Annotated in this window: 23 protein-coding genes and 1 pseudogene; 6 read left to right on the forward strand and 18 right to left on the reverse strand. The window is 37.7% G+C overall.

All coding sequences use genetic code 11. From position 1 onward, the window contains the following. Positions 1 to 195: 195 nt before the first annotated feature. Both nrdG and nrdD read left to right on the forward strand, forming a co-directional pair. On the forward strand, positions 196 to 669 hold the full coding sequence (nrdG, locus tag BMX01_RS02950) for an anaerobic ribonucleoside-triphosphate reductase activating protein (protein WP_064082597.1): 474 nt from the start codon (positions 196 to 198) through the stop codon (positions 667 to 669). Beyond that, positions 669 to 2450: an anaerobic ribonucleoside-triphosphate reductase gene (nrdD, locus tag BMX01_RS02955; RefSeq protein ID WP_064082596.1), complete on the forward strand. Its 1782-nt coding sequence runs from the start codon at positions 669 to 671 to the stop codon at positions 2448 to 2450. Before nrdG ends, nrdD begins: the two co-directional genes overlap by 1 nt. Before the next feature lie 110 nt (positions 2451 to 2560). On the opposite strand, the gene rdgC is transcribed toward nrdD, so the two are convergent. Continuing rightward, positions 2561 to 3463 carry a recombination-associated protein RdgC gene (gene rdgC, locus BMX01_RS02960; protein WP_074647732.1) on the reverse strand — a complete coding sequence of 301 codons (903 nt, stop codon included), beginning with the start codon at positions 3461 to 3463 and terminating at the stop codon, positions 2561 to 2563. A 158-nt stretch (positions 3464 to 3621) separates the two neighbouring features. On the opposite strand from rdgC, the pseudogene BMX01_RS02965 reads away from it, so the two are divergent. Continuing rightward, a pseudogene (locus tag BMX01_RS02965) lies at positions 3622 to 4761 on the forward strand (3-phenylpropionate MFS transporter); the annotation flags it as partial. Positions 4762 to 4828: 67 nt separating this feature from the next. On the opposite strand, the gene mnmA reads toward BMX01_RS02965, so the two are convergent. Continuing rightward, positions 4829 to 5983 (reverse strand): tRNA 2-thiouridine(34) synthase MnmA, encoded by a 1155-nt coding sequence (mnmA, locus tag BMX01_RS02970; protein ID WP_126497634.1) that lies wholly within the window; start codon positions 5981 to 5983, stop codon positions 4829 to 4831. Positions 5984 to 6176: 193 nt separating this feature from the next. Between mnmA and BMX01_RS02975 the strand changes: the two genes are divergently transcribed. Next, complete coding sequence (locus BMX01_RS02975) at positions 6177 to 8396, forward strand: TonB-dependent hemoglobin/transferrin/lactoferrin family receptor (RefSeq protein WP_074647735.1); 2220 nt, start codon at positions 6177 to 6179, stop codon at positions 8394 to 8396. A gap of 55 nt (positions 8397 to 8451) precedes the next feature. On the opposite strand, the gene nqrM is transcribed toward BMX01_RS02975, so the two are convergent. From nqrM to BMX01_RS03015, 8 genes are all read right to left on the reverse strand, one after another. Further along, complete coding sequence (nqrM, locus tag BMX01_RS02980) at positions 8452 to 8700, reverse strand: (Na+)-NQR maturation NqrM (RefSeq protein WP_010944409.1); 249 nt, start codon at positions 8698 to 8700, stop codon at positions 8452 to 8454. A gap of 11 nt (positions 8701 to 8711) precedes the next feature. Then, a complete protein-coding gene (locus tag BMX01_RS02985; RefSeq protein WP_074647738.1) occupies positions 8712 to 9758 on the reverse strand; it encodes an FAD:protein FMN transferase in 1047 nt (348 codons plus the stop codon). Positions 9759 to 9881: 123 nt separating this feature from the next. Next, positions 9882 to 11111 (reverse strand): NADH:ubiquinone reductase (Na(+)-transporting) subunit F, encoded by a 1230-nt coding sequence (gene nqrF, locus BMX01_RS02990; RefSeq protein ID WP_074647741.1) that lies wholly within the window; start codon positions 11109 to 11111, stop codon positions 9882 to 9884. 10 nt (positions 11112 to 11121) lie between these two features. Beyond that, positions 11122 to 11718, reverse strand: coding sequence for an NADH:ubiquinone reductase (Na(+)-transporting) subunit E (nqrE, locus tag BMX01_RS02995; RefSeq protein ID WP_010944406.1), 597 nt, complete (start codon positions 11716 to 11718; stop codon positions 11122 to 11124). 1 nt (position 11719) lies between these two features. Beyond that, on the reverse strand, positions 11720 to 12343 hold the full coding sequence (locus tag BMX01_RS03000; RefSeq protein ID WP_010944405.1) for an NADH:ubiquinone reductase (Na(+)-transporting) subunit D: 624 nt from the start codon (positions 12341 to 12343) through the stop codon (positions 11720 to 11722). Next, positions 12343 to 13116 carry a Na(+)-translocating NADH-quinone reductase subunit C gene (locus BMX01_RS03005; protein ID WP_064082590.1) on the reverse strand — a complete coding sequence of 258 codons (774 nt, stop codon included), beginning with the start codon at positions 13114 to 13116 and terminating at the stop codon, positions 12343 to 12345. Before BMX01_RS03005 ends, BMX01_RS03000 begins: the two co-directional genes overlap by 1 nt. Before the next feature lies 1 nt (position 13117). Continuing rightward, the gene (locus tag BMX01_RS03010; RefSeq protein ID WP_074647744.1) at positions 13118 to 14350 is read right to left on the reverse strand and encodes an NADH:ubiquinone reductase (Na(+)-transporting) subunit B; all 1233 of its coding nucleotides are present in this window, start codon (positions 14348 to 14350) and stop codon (positions 13118 to 13120) included. A 4-nt stretch (positions 14351 to 14354) separates the two neighbouring features. Further along, positions 14355 to 15686: a Na(+)-translocating NADH-quinone reductase subunit A gene (locus tag BMX01_RS03015; protein WP_064082588.1), complete on the reverse strand. Its 1332-nt coding sequence runs from the start codon at positions 15684 to 15686 to the stop codon at positions 14355 to 14357. 474 nt (positions 15687 to 16160) lie between these two features. Between BMX01_RS03015 and nfuA the strand changes: the two genes are divergently transcribed. After that, positions 16161 to 16760: a Fe-S biogenesis protein NfuA gene (gene nfuA / locus BMX01_RS03020; RefSeq protein WP_010944401.1), complete on the forward strand. Its 600-nt coding sequence runs from the start codon at positions 16161 to 16163 to the stop codon at positions 16758 to 16760. A 90-nt stretch (positions 16761 to 16850) separates the two neighbouring features. Here nfuA and add read toward each other — a convergent pair whose 3' ends face one another. Continuing rightward, positions 16851 to 17888 (reverse strand): adenosine deaminase, encoded by a 1038-nt coding sequence (gene add, locus BMX01_RS03025; protein ID WP_064082587.1) that lies wholly within the window; start codon positions 17886 to 17888, stop codon positions 16851 to 16853. 254 nt (positions 17889 to 18142) lie between these two features. Between add and dusA the strand changes: the two genes are divergently transcribed. After that, positions 18143 to 19114 (forward strand): tRNA dihydrouridine(20/20a) synthase DusA, encoded by a 972-nt coding sequence (dusA, locus tag BMX01_RS03030; RefSeq protein WP_064082586.1) that lies wholly within the window; start codon positions 18143 to 18145, stop codon positions 19112 to 19114. A 78-nt stretch (positions 19115 to 19192) separates the two neighbouring features. On the opposite strand, the gene BMX01_RS03035 is transcribed toward dusA, so the two are convergent. From BMX01_RS03035 to BMX01_RS03065, 7 genes are all read right to left on the reverse strand, one after another. Then, positions 19193 to 19993, reverse strand: coding sequence for a glycosyltransferase family A protein (locus BMX01_RS03035; protein WP_064082585.1), 801 nt, complete (start codon positions 19991 to 19993; stop codon positions 19193 to 19195). 35 nt (positions 19994 to 20028) lie between these two features. Then, positions 20029 to 20535 carry a DUF2301 domain-containing membrane protein gene (locus BMX01_RS03040; protein WP_064082584.1) on the reverse strand — a complete coding sequence of 169 codons (507 nt, stop codon included), beginning with the start codon at positions 20533 to 20535 and terminating at the stop codon, positions 20029 to 20031. Between the two features lie 111 nt (positions 20536 to 20646). Then, complete coding sequence (gene pyrG, locus BMX01_RS03045; RefSeq protein WP_064083234.1) at positions 20647 to 22284, reverse strand: glutamine hydrolyzing CTP synthase; 1638 nt, start codon at positions 22282 to 22284, stop codon at positions 20647 to 20649. Between the two features lie 335 nt (positions 22285 to 22619). Then, complete coding sequence (locus BMX01_RS03050) at positions 22620 to 22970, reverse strand: Mor transcription activator family protein (protein ID WP_064082582.1); 351 nt, start codon at positions 22968 to 22970, stop codon at positions 22620 to 22622. Positions 22971 to 23087: 117 nt separating this feature from the next. Continuing rightward, positions 23088 to 23489, reverse strand: a complete 402-nt coding sequence (locus BMX01_RS03055) for a regulatory protein GemA (RefSeq protein WP_064082581.1) — start codon at positions 23487 to 23489, stop codon at positions 23088 to 23090. 71 nt (positions 23490 to 23560) lie between these two features. Next, a complete protein-coding gene (locus BMX01_RS03060) occupies positions 23561 to 23854 on the reverse strand; it encodes a hypothetical protein (RefSeq protein ID WP_231087446.1) in 294 nt (97 codons plus the stop codon). Further along, positions 23836 to 24309, reverse strand: a complete 474-nt coding sequence (locus BMX01_RS03065) for a hypothetical protein (RefSeq protein WP_064082580.1) — start codon at positions 24307 to 24309, stop codon at positions 23836 to 23838. The genes BMX01_RS03060 and BMX01_RS03065 overlap by 19 nt, the downstream gene beginning before the upstream one ends. Positions 24310 to 24312 lie beyond the last annotated feature (3 nt).

A 24312-nucleotide genomic window follows, 5' to 3' on the forward strand; every position in this document is an offset into this window, starting at 1 on the left:
TTATTCGGCACACAACGGTTTTAGATCTGCAAAATTTACAATTTTCTATCTGTTTGATTTTATTTATCTAAAAAAATTGCAAGCCCTTTACGTAAAATATTCCAATTTCATTTTTGCCAAAAACACCTAAAATACACAATATATTGTGTTTAAACACAAACCAAATAACTATATATAGTAACAATTTTATAACAAATGAATAGCATCAGATTTTGTTCAGAACAAATCGTTTGGCAAGAAGTGCCACGAGAAACGTCACTCGCATTCTTAATTACAGGCTGTCCATTAGGTTGCAAAGGTTGCCATAGTAGCGATAGCTGGAAAGCTGGTAGCGGGCAAATTTTAACTGAAAGTTACCTGGCTGAATGTTTGGCAAAATATGATCGCTTAATTAGTTGTGTATTGTTTATGGGAGGTGAATGGCACCTCCAAAAATTATTATCGCTACTCAAGTTAGTCAAAGCACAAGGTTTACACACTTGCCTTTACACTGGTTTAGAACAATTCGAATTGCCTGCCGACTTGTTAGCTGAATTAACCTATTTGAAAACAGGTCGTTGGATTGCAGAACGTGGTGGCTTAACAAGCCTGACAACTAATCAACATTTTATAGATTTACGCACGGGCGAGAATCTAAACCATCTATTTATCAAGGAGTTTGAACGCTAATGATTCGTTTACAACCAAATCAACTCAAAGACAAATTAAACTTTATTGAACAATATTTGAATGCCAAAAATGCAGCAGACGGTTCGAAAATGGATGCAAATGCGAACATTACACAAAAAAATATTGCCACGATGGAAAACGAAATGATGAAAGATTTTTTCGTACAGATTAATCGTGCCAAAGTAAGCAATAAAATTGCTGAATTATTTGATGCTGAATTAGCGAGTGAGTACTTACGTCAAATTGAACATCACGAAATCTATGTCCATGATGAAACCAGTCTCAAGCCTTATTGTGTTTCCGTTACTATGTATCCTTTTTTGCGATATGGTTTAACTAAATTTGGCGGAGAATCAAAAGCACCGAAACATTTGGCTTCATTTTGTGGTTCATTTGTTAACTTTGTATTTGCCGTGAGTTCACAATTTGCTGGTGCAGTGGCCACGGTTGAATTTCTGACTTACTTTGACTATTTTGCACGTAAAGACTTTGGCGATGACTATCTTGAAACGCATAAGCAAGAAATCTGTAACCACCTACAACAAGTTGTCTATAGTATTAACCAACCCGCCGCTGCGCGTGGTTATCAAAGCGTCTTTTGGAATATTTCCTTATATGATAAATATTATTTTGAAGCTATGTTTAGCCAGTTTGTTTTCCCTGATTTTGAACGACCAAACTGGCAAACAACCGCGAAATTACAACTTTTCTTTATGAAATGGTTTAACCAAGAACGAACTAAAGCCATTTTGACTTTTCCTGTTATCACCGTAGCTATGCTCACAGAGCACGGCCAATGCAAAGATAATCAATTTGCTGATCAAATGGCAGAAGAACTTTCGCAAGGTAATTCATTCTTTATCTACCAATCAGATAATCCTGACTCTTTAGCGTCTTGCTGTCGTTTACGCAATGAAATCGCGGATCATACATTTTCCTATTCGCTTGGTGCGGGCGGTGTTGCTACTGGTTCAATTAACGTAATTACCATCAATATGAACCGCTTAGTGCAAGATAAACGCGATCTGGCAAAAGAAGTGGAAAAAATTCATAAATATCAATACGCTTACCGTAAATTAATGGAAGACTATTTAGCCGCAGGTATGTTGCCGGCGTATGATGCGGGTTTTATTACGTTAGATAAACAATTCTTAACGATCGGCATAAATGGTATGGCAGAAGCGGCAGAATCCCAAGGATTAACCGTTGGTTATAATCAAGAATATATTGATTTTGTGCAAAGCCGTTTAAACGTTATTTTTGTAGCAAATCAAACCGCTTCACAACAATATGGAGTAAAATTTAACACGGAGTTTGTACCTGCTGAAAATCTAGGCGTGAAAAACGCTAAATGGGATAAACAAGACGGCTATTTCGTTCCTCGTGATTGCTATAATTCATATTTCTACTTAGTCGAAGATCAACAAATTAATGCGCTCGATAAATTCTTATTACATGGTAAGCAATTAATTGAGTGGTTAGATGGTGGCTCTGCACTTCATCTCAATTTAGATGAATCACTTTCTAAAGTAGGCTATCGCTCACTATTAGATATTGCAGCAAAAACTGGCTGTAATTACTTTTGTGTCAATGTCAAAATAACTATCTGTAATGAATGCCATTATATTGATAAACGAACACTGCATCATTGTGGAAAATGTGGTTCAGCAAATATTGACTACGGCACACGCGTCATTGGCTATTTAAAACGGGTTTCCGCCTTTAGTTCTGCCCGCCAACAGGAACATAGTTTACGCTTTTATCATCGTCAAGCGGCATAATGCTCATGAGTAAATGCCCACTCAAGCAGTGGGCAACACTTCGCTTTTGATCTAATCAAGCATAATAAAAGCTTGATATTAAGCGATACTTTTCTGCTATTTTCTTTACTTTATTCTTTAATGCCACCAAATTCTTCGATGAGTTTTTGCGTAAATAACCTAAGTTCTTCTGTCATTAATAAAAAATCAGCATCAAAACGCTGAGCAATATCTTCTTTGAGGATATCATCATTTTTTTCGATTATCTCACCGGCAAACTTAAGGCGAATGAGTGTTGCATCATTATTTAATACACAAGAAAAATGGTTCTCCCACTCAATCGCTAATTTAGTCACTAATTTACCCGCTTGTAGATGGTAACAAATTTCATCTGACTCAAGCTCTTGTTTTTTACAACGAATCACACTCTCTGTTTCAAAAGATTTTAATTCTGCTTCTTCTAATAACGTTAGCCAGTTTGGCGTATGCCCTTTAGCTAGCCAATTTGTCATAACTTCGGCAGGTAACTGCACAAATGAAAGGGGGACAACCGGTAATGAGCCTAATGTTTTACGTAATAATGCTAAGCTGGCTTCCGTGCGCTTACTTGAAGCCGCATCAACATAAACCAATTGTGCATCTAAATCTAACCAAATAGCGGTGAATTGATACTTACTGAAAGCCCGTGGTAATAACATGGCGATGACATCATCTTTAATCGCCTGCTTTTCTGTCTTTTTCAGTTTACGATTTTCTTTTTCTTCCAAAAGTGCAATACGTTCTTTCGTTTCTGCTTTAATCACATTAGCCGGTAATAATTTATCTTCTTTATGTGAAATCAGTAGAAATTGTTTTGCCTGACAAAAATGTAATTGTTCAGTCTTCGCAAGCAGTGCTGTCCAACCAAATTTACTCATCTCACTTTGAGAACACCCAATAAAGCGATGTTGTTGCAATAATGGTTCCAACTCATTACTTGCTAATTGCAGCGCATTTGTTAAGCGGTAAATCATAACATTTTTAAACCAAAACATTTTTGAGAATCCTTTTAGGGTGTAGAATAGTATCAGTTTAGCATATCGCCATTAAAAATCGTAGAAAGCAAAATTTTTCCTGAGTCGTGAATAACAATTGCTAGTCTGCATTTCATCAAATCACCCAAATGGAACACGTATTATGATCAAACCGACCCCCTTTTCAATGGACAGCCTTTAACTTTTTTGGCTTTTTCTGTGCATATGGGGTATTAATGCCCTTTTTACCGGTTTGGCTAAAACACCACGGCTATACCACTGAAATGATCGGCTTATTGGCTTCATTTGGTTATTTATTCCGCTTCGCGGGCGGTATGTTGTCATCACAATGGGCAAAACAAGCTAATCAATTAATTCCGACTTTACGCCGTTTAACTTTGCTCAATATCGTGACAATTATCTTGCTTGCCTATACTGTCGATTCAGTTTGGTTACTTTTTCCTGCATTAATGCTATTTCATATTTTCAATGCTGGAACTATGCCGATTAGCGATAGCATTGCCTCTTTATGGCAGAAACAAATTGGCTTAGATTATGGCAAAGCTAGACTGTTTGGTTCGATTGCTTTTGTAGTAGGTTCATTAAGCACCGGTTATTTAGCAAACTGGTGGGGTGAACAAGTGATCATTTGGATTATGGCAGGCTTTTTCATTTTACTAGGAAGCGGTCAATTACTTACTCCGCAACAACATTTTGTAAAAAATGCACAAAATCAGACCGCTTGTCACTTAACTTATTGGCAAATTTTAAAACAACCCACAACTTTACGAATGATGATTGCTATTTCATTAATTATGGGATCGCATGCTGCTTATTACACTTATAGCACCATTCATTGGTCTACTGTGGGCATTTCAACCCAAACAAGTAGCTTTTTATGGGGTACTGCTGTTTGTTCAGAGATCATCTTTTTCTTATTTGCTAATCAGTTATTCAAATCTTGGCGAATTCAACATTTGATGATTTTAAGCTCAATCGCAGCAATTATTCGTTGGTCGATCTTAGCCTCTACAACCCATATTGTTGCACTGTTTTGTTCGCAAACATTGCATGCCTTAACTTTTGGAGTAGCACATTATGCAATGATTTGTTACATTTCAACGCAGCCTTTTGAAAAAGTAACCAAATTACAAGGGCTTTACTTTGCCTTATCTAATTGTGGTTTTATGGCGATTTTTACTTTTAGCATTGGCACTATTTATCAAGACTTGCCTAATTTTGCTTTTTGGCTGATGGCAATTATCGTAGCGCCTGCCATTTTTATTGTTCCCAAACAATTTCCGGTAAATTTACGTTAAGGCAATAAAAAAGCGGTCAGATTTTACTCATTATTTGCAAAATCCAACCGCTTGTTAACGAAAGTAATTATTTAAGTTGCTCTTCAATCACTCCCCCACCAAGACATACTTCACCTTGATAAAATACGGCTGATTGCCCTGGCGTTACCGCAATTTGTGGTTCATCAAAAATAACACGAATATTTTCAGCATCGATGGGTTCGACTAGACAAGCAATATCCGTCTGACGATAACGAGTTTTGACCGTACAACGTAGTGTGTCACCTATAGTTTGACGATCGACCCAATGTAATTGATTAGCAATTAAACCGGTCGATAATAACGCTGAATTATCATGCCCTTGTGCAACAATTAATACATTGTTCACTAAATCTTTCTCAACCACATAAAAAGGATCTTCACTCAACCCCTTTACACCGCCGATCCCTAACCCTTTACGCTGCCCTAAGGTGTAATACATCAAGCCATCGTGCCGACCTACAATTTCTCCTTCCACCGTGCTAATATCACCTGGTTGAGCGGGCAAAAAACGCGCTAAAAATTCCTTAAATTTACGCTCACCGATAAAGCAGATCCCCGTTGAATCTTTTTTCTTCGCGGTGACCAATCCTAAATCAGTTGCAATCTGACGAACAATCGGTTTTTCAATCTCACCTACTGGAAATAAACTTTTCGCCACTTGCTGATTGCTTAACGTATACAAAAAATAACTTTGATCTTTATTTGCATCTAAACCACGCAATAATTGTGCATTTTCATTATCTGCCGAACGGCGGACATAATGCCCTGTTGCAATATAATCTGCCCCCAAATCCTCCGCAGCATATTCTAAAAATGCCTTAAATTTGATCTCTTTATTACATAAAATATCAGGGTTTGGCGTTCGACCTGCTTGGTATTCTGCTAAAAAATGTTCAAAAACATTATCCCAATATTCCGCCGCAAAATTAATTTTATGCAACTTAATGCCTAGGCGATCTGCCACATTTTGTGCATCCGCTAGATCCGCCGCTGCGGTACAATAATCGGTATCATCATCCTCTTCCCAATTCTTCATAAATAAACCTTCAACTTGGTAACCTTGTTGCTGAAGGATAAAGGCAGAAACCGAAGAATCTACACCACCTGACATGCCAATAATCACTTTCTTATTTTTATTGTCCGCATATTGTTGCGCAGAAGTATGAAAGCATTTTTGATAAGTAATAGAATTTAATGCCATATGTTTTCTCATTGATATATGAACCTATACGTATTCTCATTCCTCATTATATCTTATTTTAGGTTAAAAAACCGCTATACATTCTTGACCCGGATTGAAAAAAGCTTGCATTTATGGATAAAAATGATAATTGTTACCAATTTAATGATATATTGACAAAATACGTTTTATTCATACATAAAGGAAACATAAAATGAAGATGAAAAAGCAATGCGCTACGCTAACATTCTTTATTGGATTGCACGGCTATACTATAGCCGAGGATAATCCCAAAAATATATCTCTATCTGTCATTACCGTGCCCGGCCATCACGAACGACAACCTGATCGATCAATCATTACTCAAAATGAAATTGATCAAAAGCAATCAGACAATGTGGCTGATTTGGTGAATACAGTACCTGGTGTCAGTATGGCTGGTGGATTCCGCCCAAGTGGGCAAACACTCAATATTCGAGGAATGGGCGATACCGAAGACATTAGAGTTCAAGTCGATGGTACCACAAAAAATTTTGAAAAATACCAACAAGGATCATTATTTATTGAGCCAGAATTATTACGTCGCGTCTCTATTGATAAAGGCAACCACTACCCACAATATGGCAATGGCGGTTTTGCTGGGACCATTAAACTTGAGACAAAAAATGCAAAAGATTTCCTACAAGAAAATCAGCTGTTAGGCGGATTACTAAAATATGGGTATAACACCAACAATAATCAAAGAACCTTTAGCGGCGCTATATTCATGCAAAATGATCAAAAGAATATAGATGCTTTAGTTTACGCGACTGTACGACGTGCTCATGATTACAAACGCGCAGATAAAACGCCGATCAAATATTCTGCAAATAATCAAGCGAATTTCTTAGCTAAAGTCAATTGGTGGTTAACACCATCGCAACTACTGGCTTTTTCTAAAGTACACGGAAATCATAATGGTTGGGAGCCTTTTGCAGCCAAACGTGATCTTTTACCGGGTCCAACTGAAGCAGAAATTACTAAATATGGCTTAGACTTGGCGTGGAAACGTAAACTTGTCGCACGAGAACAGCAAGATAGAAGCTATTCATTACAATACCAATTCTTACCTGAAAATAACCCTTGGATTAATACTGTCGCACAGCTCAGCCACTCGAGCACAGCTCAACATGATACACGTCCAGAAGAAGCTTCAAAATTATTCTCAGCTTCCTTAGGTAATGAAAGCTGGACGCGTTATACCGATTTAACATTCGATGTTAACAATACTAGTTTGTTTAATGTGGCAAAAACATCTCATACACTTTTAGTCGGTTTACAATGGGTAAAACATAAACGACAAACGCTTATTTTTGATCCGAGTAAAATCAAAAATGCAGAATATAACCATGGATATTTCCAACCCTATTATATGCCATCAGGGCGTCAATACACACACGCATTTTACGCACAGGATAAGATAAAAATTCACAACCTAACGGTTAGCATAGGTACTCGTTATGATTATGTGAAAAATATAGGCAACCCTAATATAGCTACTATTTATAATGATCCGGCCGCAGGGCATGATTACAGCAGTAAACATTATCCGGGCTGGTCTTCTTACTTAGGTTTGAATTATAAACTAACTCCTTACTTAAATTTATTCAGCAATATAAGTAACACTTGGCGCGCACCCGTTATCGATGAACAATATGAAACACAATACGCAAAAGCAACTTCAAGCCCGACAGCAAGCTCGTTAGACCTCAAAAAAGAACGTATCACACAGTTACGCGTAGGAAAGCAGATACATTTCGATCACATTTTATCAAACAACGATCAATTAAGTTTTAACTCAACTTTCTTTTACTATAAAGGAAAAGATGAGATTTTTAAAACTCGAGGAATCCGCTGCTTTGAAAGTGCACAAGGTGCTAAGAATGATGTTTGTAGCAAAAAAATCGGCAATTACCGCAATTTACCCGGCTATCAAATTAAAGGATTTGAGTTAGAAGCGAATTATGATTCAACTTATTGGTTCACCAATCTTAGCTATTCACATACAATAGGAAAACGATTAGCATCACCAAGAAACCCTTGGCTAGCCAGTACAAGCTGGATTGCAGAAATTCCTCCGCGTAAAGCCGTTGTTACTTTAGGTAGCCATATTCCTGATACAAATTTAACGTTAGGATGGAAAAGTGAGTTTGTTCGACGTCAAGATCGTTCCCCTACAGATCAAGATAAAGAGGCAAGCCATTGGGCATTACCTAAATCAAGCGGTTATGCTTTACACGGCATCTTCGCGACTTGGCAACCTAAACAAATCAAACATTTACGCATTCAATTCACTGTCGATAACTTATTAAATCGATCATATCGTCCTTATCTTAGTGAGTTAGCGGCGGGTACTGGACGAAATATTAAATTAAGTATCAGTAAACAGTTCTAAAATAATAAGCGTGGAAAATCCACGCTTTTAATATTAATTTAAATGAATCAATAAACTATTTGACTTCGTAAAACGACGCTACTTTTTTCTTAAACTGTGCGATTTTTGCTGGATCAGCTTTGCCTTCCATAATTTTTGTTTTCAAATTATCACAAGGCTCTTCACAATCGCACATTTTTTTCATACCTAATGCCGTAATACCACCACAACTTCCTTTGATTATTTTACCTTTAATAATAAAGCCGATCGACATCGCAAAAATCACTAAAATAAAAAAACCAAACGTTAATAATAATGTTTCCATTGTTACTCCAACTATTTTTGATCTATTAATTTTTTAAACTGACTCGACATTTGTGTTTCAAAGCCGTCACCATTTTTAATAATTAAAAAAATCGCTAATTTTTCACGCTCTGCAACTTCTAACGCTTTTTCTGCACCTAAAACAAATAAGCCTGTTGATAAACCATCCGCTGTCATCGATGTAGGGGCTAACACCGTAATGGACGCTAATTTATGATTCACTGGCTTTAATGCTTTCGGATCAATAATATGCGATAAACGATTACCTTGTTCATCTTCAAAATAATTACGATAATTACCTGACGTTGCCATGCCTAAATTATGTAATGGCACCGTTATTTGCACCGCTTGCCCTTGCTCAAAATTTGGCTTTTCAATCGCAATCTGCCAATTTAAGCCTTGCAAATTTTTTCCTTTGCCACGTAATTCACCGCCCACTTCAACTAAATAGTTTTCTAAGCCTAACATTTCTAGTTGATCCGCAATTTTATCTACACCAAACCCTTTGGCAATCGAAGATAAATCTAAATATAAATTGGGGACTGATTTAGTCAATGTTGGTTTATGCTCAATATTCAAGGCTAATTTATCAATGCCCACAAAAGCAGCACGTTGATTAATTTGTGCAGCTGATGGCTGTTTATCTAACCGCCGATCAGGTCCAAAACCCCATAAATTTACCAAAGGCCCTACAGTCACATCTAATGCGCCCTCTGTAATTTTATTCAAGCGGATAGCTTCTGCCACCACTGTAGCAAAGTCTGGTGAAATCTCAAACGGAGTATTAACTTCACGTAATTTATTAAAGCGACTGATTTGTGAATCAAGTCGGTAAGTAGACATCTCATCATTAACGACTTTAAGAACATCATCTAACTGTTTTTTTACTTGTTCAGCGGTAGGTAAATTAGCGATCTTACCATCATCAATATATTTGACTGTATAAGTGGTCCCCATTGTTTTACCTTGTAAAGTAATTTGTTCTGCAGATTTATTACAAGCGGTCAGAATAAACGATAAACTCGCGACACATACCAACATTAGAGATTTAAGTTTCACCTGATTTCCTCATATAAAATTAATTGATAATCAATTATCTATTAGCCATTAAATGCGTTAAGCGGTACGATATGCAAAAAAGTTTACAAATCGTACCGCTTTATCATAGTGTATTAAAGCAAATTAACCACCGAAATCATCTAATAAGATATTTTCGTCTTCAACACCTAAACTCTTCAGCATACCTATCACTGCGGCATTCATCACTGGTGGACCACACATATAGTATTCACAATCTTCCGGTGCTTCGTGATTTTTCAAGTAGTTCTCATAAAGCACATTATGAATAAAGCCTGTGTAACCGTCCCAATTATCCTCAGGGAGTGGATCTGAAAGTGCTACATGCCATTTGAAATTGTCATTTTCAGCTTGTAGTTGATCAAAATCTTCTACATAGAACATTTCACGTTTAGAACGTGCGCCATACCAGAATGACATTTTACGTTTAGATTTTAAACGTTTTAACTGGTCAAAAATATGCGATCGCATTGGTGCCATACCTGCACCGCCACCAATAAATACCATTTCATTGTCGGTTTCTTTGGCAAAGAACTCACCAAATGGGCCTGAAATAGTTACTTTATCACCCGCTTTTAATGACCAAATATATGAAGACATTTGACCTGGAGGTGCATCTGGTTGGCGTGGTGGCGGAGTTGCAATCCGTACATTCAGCATAATAATGCCTTTTTCTTCTGGATAGGAAGCCATTGAGTAAGCACGAATAATATGCTCATCGACTTTTGAAACATAGCTCCATAAGTTAAATTTATCCCAATCTTCGTGATATTCTTTTGGAATATCGAAGTCTTTATAATTAACTGTATGCGGTTCAGCTTCAATCTGAATATAGCTACCTGCTCGGAATGGTACTTCTTCCCCTTCAGGAATTTGTAATTTAAGCTCTTTGATAAAAGTTGCTTTGTTATCATTAGAAATAACTGTACATTCCCACTTTTTAACACCAAAGATCTCTTCAGGCAATTCAACATCCATTGAGGATTTAACATTAACCTGACAAGCTAAACGCCAACCTTCCTTTGCTTCTTTCTTAGAAATATGTGATAGCTCAGTTGGTAAAATTTCACCACCGCCGGAGTTAACTTGTACTTTACATTGGCCACATGAACCGCCACCGCCACAAGCGGATGAAACGAAAATGCCTTTGCTAGCTAACGCGCCCAATAATTTACCACCGGCTGGTAGGGTAATGCCTTTTTCAGGGTCATCATTAATTGAGATAGTAATATCGCCCGAATCGACTAATTTTGATTTCGCAAATAAGATAATCACTGCAAGCACTAACACAAGAGCAGTAAATGCGATAATACCGAAAATAAAATTATTATCCACGATATGCTCCTTATAATTGAATGCCTGAGAAAGACATAAAACCTAATGCCATTAGGCCAACAGTAATAAATGTAATGCCTAAACCACGTAACCCTGCTGGTACATCTGAATATTTCATTTTCTCGGTTAAACCAGCAAGGGCAACAATTGCTAACATCCACCCCGTACCGGCACCAATACCATAAACTACTGATTCAACTAGATCATATTCACGTTGAACCATAAATGATACCCCACCAAAGATCGCACAGTTTACCGTAATAAGCGGTAAGAAAATCCCTAGTGCACTGTAAAGCGCAGGGAAGAACTTGTCTAAAATCATTTCAAGGATTTGAACAAGTGCGGCAATGACCCCGATAAAAGTAATGAAGTTTAAGAAACTTAAATCTACGCCATCAACTAATACACCGTCTTTTAATATATGAGTATAAACAAGTTGATTTACAGGTACAGCTATGCCTAATACTACAATAACCGCAATCCCTAAACCAAAAGCGGTCGAAACTTTCTTAGACACCGCAAGGAATGTACACATGCCAAGGAAGAAAGAAAGCGCCATATTTTCAATAAATACGGACTTAACGAAGATACTTAAAAGATGTTCCATCTTATTTCTCCACTTGCTCTGGTTTCCAAGTTCTGATCGCCCAAATCACAAAACCGATGATAAAGAACGCACTTGGTGCTAATAAGAATAAACCATTCGCTTGATACCAACCACCATCTTGGATAGTTTGTAAAACAGTAACACCAAAGATTTTACCTGAACCAATTAATTCGCGTAAAAAAGCGACAATAACTAACATCGCACCATAACCTAAGCCATTACCAATACCATCTACAAAACTTTCAAGCGGAGCTGATTTCATTGCAAATGCTTCTGCACGTCCCATAACGATACAGTTAGTAATAATAAGACCAACAAAAACAGAAAGCTGTTTCGATAAGTCATAAACATAGGCACGCAATATTTGGTCTACAAGAATAACCAAAGAAGCAATAATTGCCATTTGTACAATAATACGAATACTATTTGGAATATAGTTACGGATCATTGAAATAAACATACTAGAGAATGCGGTTACTAAACTCACCGCAATGGCCATTACGAATGCTGTTTGTAACTGTGTAGTTACAGCAAGCGCAGAACAAATACCTAAGATCTGTAATGCAATTGGATTGTTATCTGAGATTGGAGATAACAATAACTTTTTAAGATTGTTATTTGCCATTAGTTCGCCCCTGCAGTTGCTTTAAATTTAGCTAAATATGGACCGAAGCCATTTGTACCGAACCAATATTTAAATGAATTATCGACACCTTTAGACGTTAAAGTTGCACCGGATAAACCATCAACACCATGCTCTTTATCTGCTGAAGCGCCTTTCCCAATCGTTAAAGCAACTTCATTATTGGCATTAAATAATTTCTTACCAACAAAGTTTTTTTGCCAATTAGTATTAGCAATTTCCCCACCTAAACCGGCTGTTTCACCTTGTTCATAATAAGTAATACCATTCACCGTATTCGCATCAGGTTGCACCGCCACAAAACCATACATCATAGACCATAAACCATTACCATACATAGGTAACACTACTTGCGTTGTTTGGCCCATTTCATCTTTAACTAAATATACTTCCGCATATTTAGCACGCATTCTAATATTTACTTTGTCGTCTTCTGGTTTAATTGCTACGCTTGTTGCGGGATCTTTTGCAAATGCTTTTGCATCAAAATTTGCTACATCTTCAACATAATCACCTGTTGCCAAATCAACAATTTTTGGCTCAATGAACTTAGCATAGGTTTCTTGCACATTGGTATTTTCATGCATTAAACCTGCCGCTTGTAAGATATTTTTTTGTTTATCAAGTTGTTTCTGAATATTTTGTGTTGGTTTTAACAACACGGCAGCACTTGCTACAATCAGAGAACAAATTAAACTTAATAACACAACAACCGTTAAAGTACCGCTTACGCTATCTTTATTAAATTTAGCCATTTTATGCCGCCTTTGCCTTTCTACGTTTGATATTGCTTTGAACAACTAAATAGTCAAAGATAGGAGCAAACAAGTTAGCGAATAAAATTGCTAACATCATACCCTCTGGATATGCTGGATTCGCTACTCGAATAACCACGCACATTACCCCAATCAAAGCGCCATACCACCATTTACCTTTATTGGTAAACGCAGCAGACACAGGGTCAGTCGCCATAAAGAACATACCTAATGCAAAACCACCCAACACTAAGTGCCAATACCACGGCATTGCAAATAATAGGTTTGTTTCTGAACCGATTAAATTAAATAAGGTTGCCGTTGCAGCCATACCGACTAACACACCGGCGATAATACGCCAAGATGCAATACGAGCGAACACAATAATTGCCGCACCGATCATCAACATTAAGGTAGAAACCTCACCGATAGAGCCAGGAACATTCCCCAAGAAAGCATCCATCCAAGTGATTTCTTGACCGGTTACTGCATGCTTAAGTGCAATTTGGCCACCTTGTGCCCATTGTGAAAGTGCAGTTGCGCCTGAAAAACCATCAGCGGCTGTCCATACTAAATCGCCCGAAATCTGTGCAGGATAAGCAAAGAATAAAAACGCACGCCCCGCAAGCGCCGGATTCATAAAGTTTTTACCCACACCACCAAATACTTCTTTTGCGACCACGACACCAAAAGTAGCCGCTAACGCCGCTTGCCATAATGGCAATGTAGGTGGCACGATTAATGCTAATAATATTGAGGTAACAAAAAAGCCTTCATTAATTTCATGCTTACGAACCATCGCAAAGACAACTTCCCAAAAACCACCAACTAAAAAGATAGTTAAATAGATTGGTAAGAAATAGGTTGCGCCTAGCAACATTTTACTTCCCCAACCTGCATCAGCAGTTAATGTAGCCCCCACAGCCTCGGAGAAAGCATAATGCCAGTTATTTGTAATTGAATCTGTTAATGAACCTAGATGGCTTGTAGCAAGAATAGCTTGTCCACCGACGTTATACATTCCCCAGAACATGGCTGGAAATAACGCTAACCATACGAGAATCATCATTCGCTTAGAATCTAACGCATCACGTACATGTGAGTCTTTTTTAGTCACTGTACCCGGTGTATAAAGAATAGTATATGTGGCTTCAAAAAGCGTGTACCATTTTTCATACTTTCCACCTTTGTGAAACGCAGGTTCCATCTTTTCAAAAAGATTTTTTAAACCCATTTTATTACCCTTCCTTCTCGATCTTATCTAACGCTGTTCGTAACATAGGACCGTAGTTATTTTTGCCCGGACAAACATAGGTACACAGAGCTAAATCTTCTTCATCTAGTTCTAAACAGCCTAAATTTTGGGCTGAGTCTGTGTCGCCAGCAGCTAAATCACGTAATAATAACGTTGGAATAATATCTAACGGCATTACACGTTCGTAAGCACCGATTGGCACCATTGCCCGTTCACCACCGTGGACAGCCGTCGTAAAATTGAATAATTTTTTACCAAAATGTCCTAATACAGTACGCGTAATTGAGTATTTATCCGAGCCAGGCATAACCCATCCCAATAGCTCTTTTTCACGCCCTTCTAATAACACTGACACTTGTAATGCATAACGACCTAAAAAATCCACAGGGCCACTTGCAGTAGCACCACTTAATACTGAACCAGAAATAATACGATTTTCGCCCGCGTTTAATTCACCGGTCGTTAATTGAGAAAGGTTTGCACCCAAACGAGTGCGCACTAAACGAGGTGTTTTCACTTGTGGCCCTGCCAAAGCAACTACACGATCAGTAAATAACTCACCGGTTGTGAATAATTTACCGAAAGCAATTACATCTTGATAATTTAGATGCCACACAGTTTTAGTTAAGTTAACAGGATCAATAAAATGAATATGTGTACCCACTAAGCCCGCCGGATGTTTACCTGCAAATTCATGTACAGTAATGCCATCTACAGTAGGAATATTTACACCCGCTGCTTTGACTAAATTCACCTTAACACCTAAACGAGTTAATACAGTTAAACCATATTCAAAATCATTTTTATATTCATTGATAATGACGGCAGGATCTGCACTTAATGGATTAGTATCCATTGCATTCACAAAAATCGAGGCAGGTGTCGCATCTACAGCAGGAACCTTGCTGAATGGACGAGTACGGAACGCTATCCATAAACCAGCGTTAATAAGATTAGCTCTCACTTGCTCTGCTGACAAAGAAGCTAACTGAGCTGCTTCATAGCGAGTAAAGGTAATTTGTTCATCACCCTCAACTTTAATCACGACTGATTGAAGAACACGCTTTTCACCACGGTTAATCGCAACCACAGTACCACTTGCAGGTGCGGTAAAAACTACGCCAGCATTCTTTTTATCTTCAAAAAGTACTTGACCTTTTTTCACTACATCTCCTTCACGTACTTTCATTGAAGGACGCATACCCACATATTCCTCACCAAGCATCGCAACTTCATTAACGGTATTGCCGTTATGGATTACTTGTGCTGGCGAACCTGCAATAGGTAAATCCAAGCCTTTTTTAATTGTAATCATATTATTTGCACTACTTTTTTGGGTTAAAAAATAAGATTGCGAAAATCGCAATCGCTTCTATTGAGTCGTAACGGTCATTTAGTAACAAATGAATTCCCCTACCTGTTTCTAAAAAGTTACATAAAGCTCTCAAATCTTAGTTGTTATCTTGCAATTATTTTACAAGCAAAAATAAAGGCGCTATTTTACCTTAAAATGCGGTTAAGTTTCTACAAAAACCGGCTATTTTTGCCGATTAGCCCTTGAAAATTTGAAATAAATCAAATATTTATTACGGGCATAGCTTAACCATAACTCAAAAGTAGTAAATAACGTTGATTTAAATACGCACTATTCCCTTTTAATATTTCGCATAGTCTTATGCCATAGCCTTTAACCTGTCGATTTGCAAAATTTTGGCTAGAAAAAGTCGCTTACAAGACGTACAATGGCTGATAATTTTAGTCAAGTTAATCTCATCGTTTGGATACAAAAATGGAACAACAAGAAATCATTCATATTTCAATCTCAGAGGCTGCGCAAGCACATTTCCGCTGTCTATTAGAACAGCAAGAACCTAATACCCATATTCGCATTTTCGTAGTCAATCCCGGCACACCAAGTGCTGAATGCGGGGTGTCCTATTGCCCATCAAATGCGGTTGAAGAAACCGATACAGAATTTAAATTTACCGGTTTTTCTGCTTTTGTTGATGAGCTTAGTTTGCCATTTCTAGCCGATGCTGAGATTGATTATGTAACTGATCAAATGGGCGCTCAGCTAACGCTCAAAGCACCAAATTCAAAAATGCGTAAAATTGCAGACGATGCACCGTTCATTGAACGGTTAGATTATGTTATTCAAACACAAGTCAATCCTCAATTAGCCAGTCACGGCGGACAAGTTACCTTGATTGAAGTAACTGAAGATAAATATGCCATTCTACAATTTGGCGGTGGTTGTAATGGTTGTTCAATGGTTGATGTGACCTTGAAAGAAGGAATAGAAAAGCAATTATTAGCAACCTTTCCAACTGAACTCAAGGGTGTGAAAGATGTAACTGAGCATCAACGAGGTGAACACTCTTACTACTAATCCGCTGGATGCGCAAATAAAACAGCACGCTAATGCATATCAGCAATAGCGTGCTTTCTGTTGCCTAAATCAATAAAAATAACCGCTTTATTATTTAAATGAGTGAGGGTAACGTTGTTGAATATGCGCTAACAAGGCTTTTTTATCTTCATTTGATAAAAAAGCGGCCGCTATACTATTTAATAGTAGCTGTTTTGCTTCTGAGATTGACAGCTGATATTGTTCAGCCAATAAACGGTATTCTTGCTGAATACAGGTTTGTGAAACGGTCATATTATCAGTATTTAAAGTGGCTACTACGCCACGCATTAAAAAAGTACGTAATGGGTAGTCTGCTAATTGTGCGACTGTTTTAGTTTGCAAATTACTACAAGGACACATTTCTAGCGGTGTTCTTTTATCAATTAACTGCTTCATTACCGTTTCGCTTTCAATAGCCCGAATCCCGTGACCAATGCGAGTAGCGCCAAAATCTAGCGCTTGTTGGACACTTTCTGCACCGGCAGCTTCGCCTGCATGAATGGTAAATGGCACACCATGTTGATTAGCAAAATCAAATTCTTGCTGAAAATGTTGAGTAGCAAACAATCCTTCTGCACCGGCTAAATCAATCGCGACCACGCCGGCTTCATATTTAGTTAAATACTGTTTAGCCAAGCAAATTGTTTCTAAATTTACTGATCTATTATCTGCCGCGCGCATACAACATAAAATTAAATTTGCTTTAAACAAACTTGTACTAGCCAAGCCCGCTTGTAAGCCACGTAATGCGGCTTTAACCGCATCTTCTTGTGACATTGATCGTTGTGTATGTAGTTGTGGAGCAAAACGAATTTCTGCATAGACTAAACCATCTTGATCTAAACGTTGAATCAAATCCGTAACGGCTGAGCTCAATGCTTCTGGTGTTTGCAATAAAGAAAGTGGCAAGTCAAAACAACGTAAATACTCATTCAAATCACTGCAATCTTGTGGGACTGATACATAAGCAGTTAATGCTTCAGCTGTACTCGCGGGTAAATTAACCGCTTGTTTTTTAGCCCATTCAATCATCCACGCAGGTGATAAAGAACCATCTAAATGTAAGTGTAAATCAATCACACCGTATTGTGCTAAACCTGAAACCATTTTTATCTCCCTGATTATCCATCATTCCACGCATAAAGCGGTCAAATTTATCTTATTTTAACGCAAGTTAGCATTATGATAAATCTAAAATATCGCTTTAGACTGAGTTTATAGCGCATTGCTTTATGTTGATAAGGCGATGAAATCAATAAGCTTTTAGCGTATAATCGACTGTTAGTTAATGAAGTCAAGCGCGCTTTTTGTGCCAAAAATCAGCAAATAAGCCCGCTTATTATTAGTATACGTTTAAATTTATGCATAACAAATTTTATCGCGGCCGTTTTGCGGTCGCGCCAATGTTAGATTGGACAACGCGCCATTGTCGTTATTTTCATCGTCAATTTAGCCAACAAGCTTTACTCTACACGGAAATGATTACTGCGCCGGCGATTCTTCACGCTAAATATGATTTACTTGAGTATGATCCCGCAGAACAGCCTGTTGCCTTACAATTAGGCGGCAGTGATCCAACTCAGCTGGCTAATTGTGCAAAATTAGTACAAGCACGTGGTTATACAGAAATTAACCTAAACGTTGGTTGCCCATCTGATCGGGTTCAAAATGGTATGTTTGGTGCTTGTTTAATGGCTAATGCTGATTTAGTCGCGGATTGTATTAAAGCAATGCAAGATGTGGTCGATATTCCGGTGACCGTTAAACATCGGATTGGTATTGATACATTAGACAGCTATGCTTTTTTATGTGATTTTATTGACAAAATCCAACCTTATTCGCAAGATTTTATTGTCCACGCACGTAAAGCTTGGCTATCTGGTTTAAGCCCTAAGGAAAACCGAGAAATTCCACCGCTTGATTATGAACGAATGTATCAGCTAAAACGTGACTTTCCGCAGTTAAATATTTCAATCAATGGCGGTATTAAGACAATTGATGAAATAAAACAACATTTAACCAAAGTTGACGGTGTGATGGTTGGGCGAGAAGCTTATCAAAACCCGGCATTATTAGGGGAGATCGATCAACAATTATTTGATCAAAACCAACCGCTTATCACCGCACGTACCGCTGTAGAAAATATGTTGCCTTATATTGAACAACAATTATCAAAAGGCGTTTACCTCAATCATATTGTGCGACATATGTTAGGCGTATTCCAAAATTGTAAAGGTGCGCGTCAATGGCGACGGCATTTAAGTGAAAACGCTTGTAAACAAGGCGCAGGGATTGAAGTTGTCGAACAAGCGCTTCGTTTTGTCACTGAATAATTACTATTTCCCTTAATTTAAGGGACGGCAATTGGGTATGCTCGCCAACGTTAGTATTGCTTTAACAATTTTTGATAATTAATCACTCGCTTGACTATCACTAATTGCACGAATTAATGCTTCTAAGATCGCCATTTTGTCTTGTTCGCTACTATTGAGCGGTGCATTTTGGCAAATCATTTGATAAAACGTATTAAAAAACGTTGTTGGATCAAAAAGATAATTCACGCTATAGGTTTTAGTACAAATACCTTTATAGGCAGAAAACAATAACCAATTTGATACATTATTATCATTTGAACGACCAGAATACCAATATTGACTAGCTTCAAGCGCCACTTTTCTGGTTAAAAAATAGGTATTAGTATCAATATGATTTTCATTATGAAGTTGAATACTGCCGGCAATATTCAACATATTTGAGCTTATGTCTAATTTTAAGGCTTTATTAGGCCCAACAGATTCAAACGTATCCCGGCAAATAAAATGATTATTCACTGAATTAATTAAGTTACGATAACTATAAACATAGTCTAACTGGTTTTGCATCAGGCAAGTTAAACAAGTCTCTACGTGATTTGGCTCATACCAATTATCATCATCAAGATAGCAAATCATATCCTCTTTGGCTAAAAAAGGCGCTATCGCATTAATACTGCTATTCGACCAACCATTTGCACCGGTATTCATCGGGAGATAAGTAACAATTACTTGTGGATATTTATCTAAAATTTGCTTTGCTTGCTCAGCAAACTGCACACCATCAACAAATACATAATGCTGACAGGGATAAGTCTGTTGCTGTACTGATTGAATCGCTCTTTCTAACTCTGGGCGACCAATGGTGGAGGTGATAACTGCGACACTTTTCGTTAACATACCGTTGTTAATCCATAATATTGCTTAAATAATAATTAAATTTGATACTTAGTCTTATCACCAATATCAAAATGTAACGGCATACGCCATTTTTGAATACTGAGTAGAATCAGTAAAATACCACTCGCTAAACTGCTAAGGTTAATCAACATCGATTGAGATAAACACTCCGCCAACCAAAGCAACGCCATTAATAAGGGTTGAAAATTCAATCCCCAAATGCGGAAACAGAAATATTCTTTATAACTTAAGCCACCGATCACTAATAGTATTGCGCCCAAAGCTAACGTTGGTAAGCCAAACACCTGACATAGCAAGCCGATCCATACACTAAATTGAAAAACCAACCGAATATTTTTCATATATAAATGCAATGATGATGCTAACATTGTGCCGGCGATTAATAATCCAGAGTACGCAAGCTCAATATAATAAGGAAAAAGTAATAATGCTATGCTCGCTAAGACAAAACCAAGTCGATAAGTAATCACAGTAAGATAATCCCAAAAATCCATTGGTGATGTAATATGTGGATCTGACATAAATGCTCCTTTTACCTGTCAATTAACCTCTAGATCACAAAAGCGGTCGAAATATTTGCTTTTTTAACCAAAAAGTATATTTCAGACCGCTTGTGCAACCTCACTTAACTATTATGCTTTACGAGAATCTTGATATGCTTTTGCTGCGGCAACAAAACCTGCAAATAATGGATGCCCATCACGAGGAGTCGAAGTAAATTCTGGATGAAATTGAGCAGCGATAAACCAAGGATGGTTTGGCACTTCAATAATTTCAACTAATTTGCGATCCGCTGAGACACCGCTTACCTTTAATCCCGCCGCTTCAATAGTTGGCAATAATACATTATTCACTTCATAGCGGTGGCGATGACGTTCAACAATCGCTTCTGCGCCATAGATTTCTCGAGCTTTAGTTCCTTCAATTAAATGGCATTGCTGTGCACCTAAACGCATTGTACCACCTAAATCTGATTTATCTGTACGTGTTTCAACATTGCCTGATTCATCTTGCCATTCCGTAATTAAACCAATCACTGGCTGGCTACACGCAGGATCAAATTCCGATGAATTTGCCTCAGTTAAGCCCGCTACATTACGCGCATATTCAATTAATGCAATCTGCATACCTAAACAAATACCTAAATAAGGAATATTATTTTCTCTTGCATATTGCGCTGTACGGATCTTACCTTCCACACCACGATAACCAAAACCACCCGGGACTAAAATCGCATCTAAGCCATCTAATAATTCTGTGCCTTTTGTTTCAATATCTTGTGAATCAATATATTTAATATTAACGCTTAAGCGGTTGGTTAAACCGGCGTGTTTTAATGCTTCATTTACCGATTTATACGCATCGGGTAATTCAACATATTTGCCGACCATCCCAATGGTCACTTCACCGGTTGGATTTGCTTGACGATAAAGCACTTGTTCCCATTCACTTAAATCTGCTTCTGAGCATTCCAAACGGAAGCGATCACAAACAAAACTATCTAAAACTTGTGATTTTAATAATTCTGGAATACGGTAAATCGAATCAACATCTTTTAATGAAATCACCGCACGTTCTGGCACATTACAGAATAAAGCAATTTTTTTACGTTCATTTGCGGGGATTGTACGGTCTGAACGACAGATTAACACATCTGGTTGAATACCAATTGACAGTAATTCTTTCACGGAATGTTGCGTTGGTTTAGTTTTGACTTCACCCGCTGTTGGAATATATGGCACTAGCGTTAAATGCATAAACAATGTTTTTTCACGGCCTACATCTACAGCAAGCTGACGTAATGCTTCTAAGAATGGTAAGGACTCAATATCGCCAACAGTGCCCCCCACTTCCACAATCACAACATCGCGACCTTTACCACCTTCAATTACACGCGCTTTAATTTCATTAGTAATATGCGGAATCACTTGAATCGTCGCACCGAGATAATCACCACGCCGTTCTTTACGTAATACTTCTGAATAAATCTTACCGCTAGTAAAATTATTTGCTTTACTCATTTTTGAGCGAATAAAACGTTCATAATGGCCTAAATCTAAATCAGTTTCCGCACCATCTTGAGTAACAAAAACCTCACCGTGTTGGGTAGGACTCATAGTGCCTGGATCGACATTAATATAAGGATCAAGCTTCATAATGGTAACATTTAAACCACGAGCTTCAAGAATAGATGCGAGTGATGCCGCGGCAATACCTTTGCCTAAAGATGAAACAACACCGCCCGTCACGAAAATATAATTCGTTGCCATTTTATTGCCTTCGATGATTAATAAATAGATAAGAAAATAGGAATGAATAGTTTTAATCAAACTATCAGGACGGGAGCTTACTCTACACTAAAATCTATTTTTTGGCTATGATAAAAATCAGCAAGCGGACTAATTTAGCAAAATTCTTTCAAATTTAAACCGCTAAAACTAAGTAATATAAATAATAGAATCTAACTGAGATAAATGGGACTTGGTGGGTAGCAACGTGTAGTAGTGGGACAAGAAAAATGAAAGGCTATTACAAAATATGAAAAAGGAAATTAGAAAGTAAATTTAGTAAAACAGCTTCATTTTAGAATAGTGAAGCTGTTTTTTTATTCGCAAAATAAATCTGGTTGTTGATGTTTCACTATACGTTTTCGTACACGATTAATGACTTTACGAATACCTGATTTCGTCATACCATACTTTTTAACTAAAAAGAACCAATTATTACCGGTAAAATCATTATAAATATCCAAATCTCGTTGAGCGATTTTATAATAAAAATCTTTAGGAAAAGAAATGACTTGTCCAGCATAATGTTCAGCTAAGAAATCAGTAACACCAGTTGAAATTTGTTCACAAATTTCTACATCAAGATTGTAATTTTGGCATAGCGTATTCACATTATCTTCAATATCCCGTAAAAGCTCATGTCGTGCTATTTCCATTTGAGTAATCATCTTGTTTTTCCTAATTTATATAAACCAATAATATTAGAGATATGGTTCGCCAAATCTGCCAACAACTTAGAGCTTGTAGCTTAAAGAGTATTGTTGTCAAATTTGGCGATATTCATTTTATTTACCTACTCGTTTTTGCCATTGTTTCAAATTTTCTAAAATCAAGGTGGCTTGTGAATTTGTCAGCTCGTTCCACGGCGCATCATCATTTAACGACCGCTTCACAAAGCTATTCAGCCCACGAGAAGAACCATCATCAATTACTCCATCAGCGTACATTTGTTTCCACATCGCCCACAACTTACGCTGAATAGGTGAAAGCGATGATTTGCTTCTTGGTAGCTGAATTTTAGCCCCTTTATCCTGCAATAATTTTACTAATTTAATCAGCTCTGAATAGCTTATATTTTTTGCAGAATTTTGGTAGAATTGTTGAGAAAGTAGGCTACGATAAGTTTCATCATCCATTCCTAACTGACTCTTCCCAATATGTACTAATTGCAACAGTTTATTTCGCATAACATCCCCTTAATAATCGTTTCAATTTCTGAATATTTTTCACTGCAATTTCGTCCAATTTAGCCTGTTCTTCAGCTGTTTTTGGCGGTGGGGGGTGGAAGTTCTTTCACTGCACGCCGTGGCATCGCATCTAAAAATATTTTAGGCGTTGGAAACCAATCACAATTTTGCGAAATCCACATAAAAGCCTGCTCAAACCGCACTTGGTCTAGTTCCTGCACCCAGCTTTTCTTATAAGTCAGCACCTGAAACCACGTTTCTAGTGTTGGCTTCACCATATCCTCCGTTGGCGAATTTTTCAGCCGTAACGTTAGCAACACGGCAAATCCTTTGCCTAAAATCGGTTTTATCCATTCGTTCCCCATTCCAACGCTCCTTTCACTGCATTCATTTTACTGCTTGCAAGCGGTCGATTTTGCTCAAAATTGTGCAAAGCCACTGTTGTGCTAGCAGGCTTGTAACTGGCAATAATCTCTAACAAATAACCATGAGATTTCATCGGCAATTTCAACGTCTGCCGACTTGCCAACATCTGATTAATCGCATAAATCCAGCTTTCCGAGGGGGCTGAAAACTCACATCCATCACGTTGAATTTTGCCCTCACGAATCATCGGCGTAAGCTCATTTAAGAGCTTTGCGACACGGTCAAAAGTAAGAGATGTTTTGGTAGGGCGAAACAAGCCCAAATAACCAATTAACGCCTTGCCCAATTCGCCATTCACCATTAACGCCGTATTTAAAGCATCACTTGCCGCCTGATTTGCTACTAATGCATCTAACGAATGCACCGCACCACAGGCACTACATTTCACTTTCATTTT

This window comes from [Haemophilus] ducreyi, assembly GCF_900109315.1.
Classification (GTDB): domain Bacteria; phylum Pseudomonadota; class Gammaproteobacteria; order Enterobacterales; family Pasteurellaceae; genus Haemophilus_B; species Haemophilus_B ducreyi.

Bases quoted from the DNA above. Each gene is read 5' to 3' on its own strand.
- BMX01_RS03040 (WP_064082584.1), bottom strand. From the start codon at position 20,535: ATGTCAGATCCACATATTACATCACCAATGGATTTTTGGGATTATCTT.
- BMX01_RS02975 (WP_074647735.1), top strand. From the start codon at position 6,177: ATGAAGATGAAAAAGCAATGCGCTACGCTAACATTCTTTATTGGATTG.
- mnmA (WP_126497634.1), bottom strand. From the start codon at position 5,983: ATGGCATTAAATTCTATTACTTATCAAAAATGCTTTCATACTTCTGCG.
- BMX01_RS03035 (WP_064082585.1), bottom strand. From the start codon at position 19,993: ATGTTAACGAAAAGTGTCGCAGTTATCACCTCCACCATTGGTCGCCCA.
- add (WP_064082587.1), bottom strand. From the start codon at position 17,888: ATGGTTTCAGGTTTAGCACAATACGGTGTGATTGATTTACACTTACAT.
- BMX01_RS03065 (WP_064082580.1), bottom strand. From the start codon at position 24,309: ATGAAAGTGAAATGTAGTGCCTGTGGTGCGGTGCATTCGTTAGATGCA.
- BMX01_RS03015 (WP_064082588.1), bottom strand. From the start codon at position 15,686: ATGATTACAATTAAAAAAGGCTTGGATTTACCTATTGCAGGTTCGCCA.
- BMX01_RS03055 (WP_064082581.1), bottom strand. From the start codon at position 23,489: ATGCGAAATAAACTGTTGCAATTAGTACATATTGGGAAGAGTCAGTTA.
- BMX01_RS03000 (WP_010944405.1), bottom strand. From the start codon at position 12,343: ATGGCAAATAACAATCTTAAAAAGTTATTGTTATCTCCAATCTCAGAT.
- nqrE (WP_010944406.1), bottom strand. From the start codon at position 11,718: ATGGAACATCTTTTAAGTATCTTCGTTAAGTCCGTATTTATTGAAAAT.
- nfuA (WP_010944401.1), top strand. From the start codon at position 16,161: ATGGAACAACAAGAAATCATTCATATTTCAATCTCAGAGGCTGCGCAA.
- nqrM (WP_010944409.1), bottom strand. From the start codon at position 8,700: ATGGAAACATTATTATTAACGTTTGGTTTTTTTATTTTAGTGATTTTT.
- BMX01_RS03060 (WP_231087446.1), bottom strand. From the start codon at position 23,854: ATGGGGAACGAATGGATAAAACCGATTTTAGGCAAAGGATTTGCCGTG.
- BMX01_RS03005 (WP_064082590.1), bottom strand. From the start codon at position 13,116: ATGGCTAAATTTAATAAAGATAGCGTAAGCGGTACTTTAACGGTTGTT.
- rdgC (WP_074647732.1), bottom strand. From the start codon at position 3,463: ATGTTTTGGTTTAAAAATGTTATGATTTACCGCTTAACAAATGCGCTG.
- BMX01_RS03010 (WP_074647744.1), bottom strand. From the start codon at position 14,350: ATGGGTTTAAAAAATCTTTTTGAAAAGATGGAACCTGCGTTTCACAAA.
- dusA (WP_064082586.1), top strand. From the start codon at position 18,143: ATGCATAACAAATTTTATCGCGGCCGTTTTGCGGTCGCGCCAATGTTA.
- pyrG (WP_064083234.1), bottom strand. From the start codon at position 22,284: ATGGCAACGAATTATATTTTCGTGACGGGCGGTGTTGTTTCATCTTTA.
- nrdD (WP_064082596.1), top strand. From the start codon at position 669: ATGATTCGTTTACAACCAAATCAACTCAAAGACAAATTAAACTTTATT.
- nrdG (WP_064082597.1), top strand. From the start codon at position 196: ATGAATAGCATCAGATTTTGTTCAGAACAAATCGTTTGGCAAGAAGTG.
- BMX01_RS03050 (WP_064082582.1), bottom strand. From the start codon at position 22,970: ATGATTACTCAAATGGAAATAGCACGACATGAGCTTTTACGGGATATT.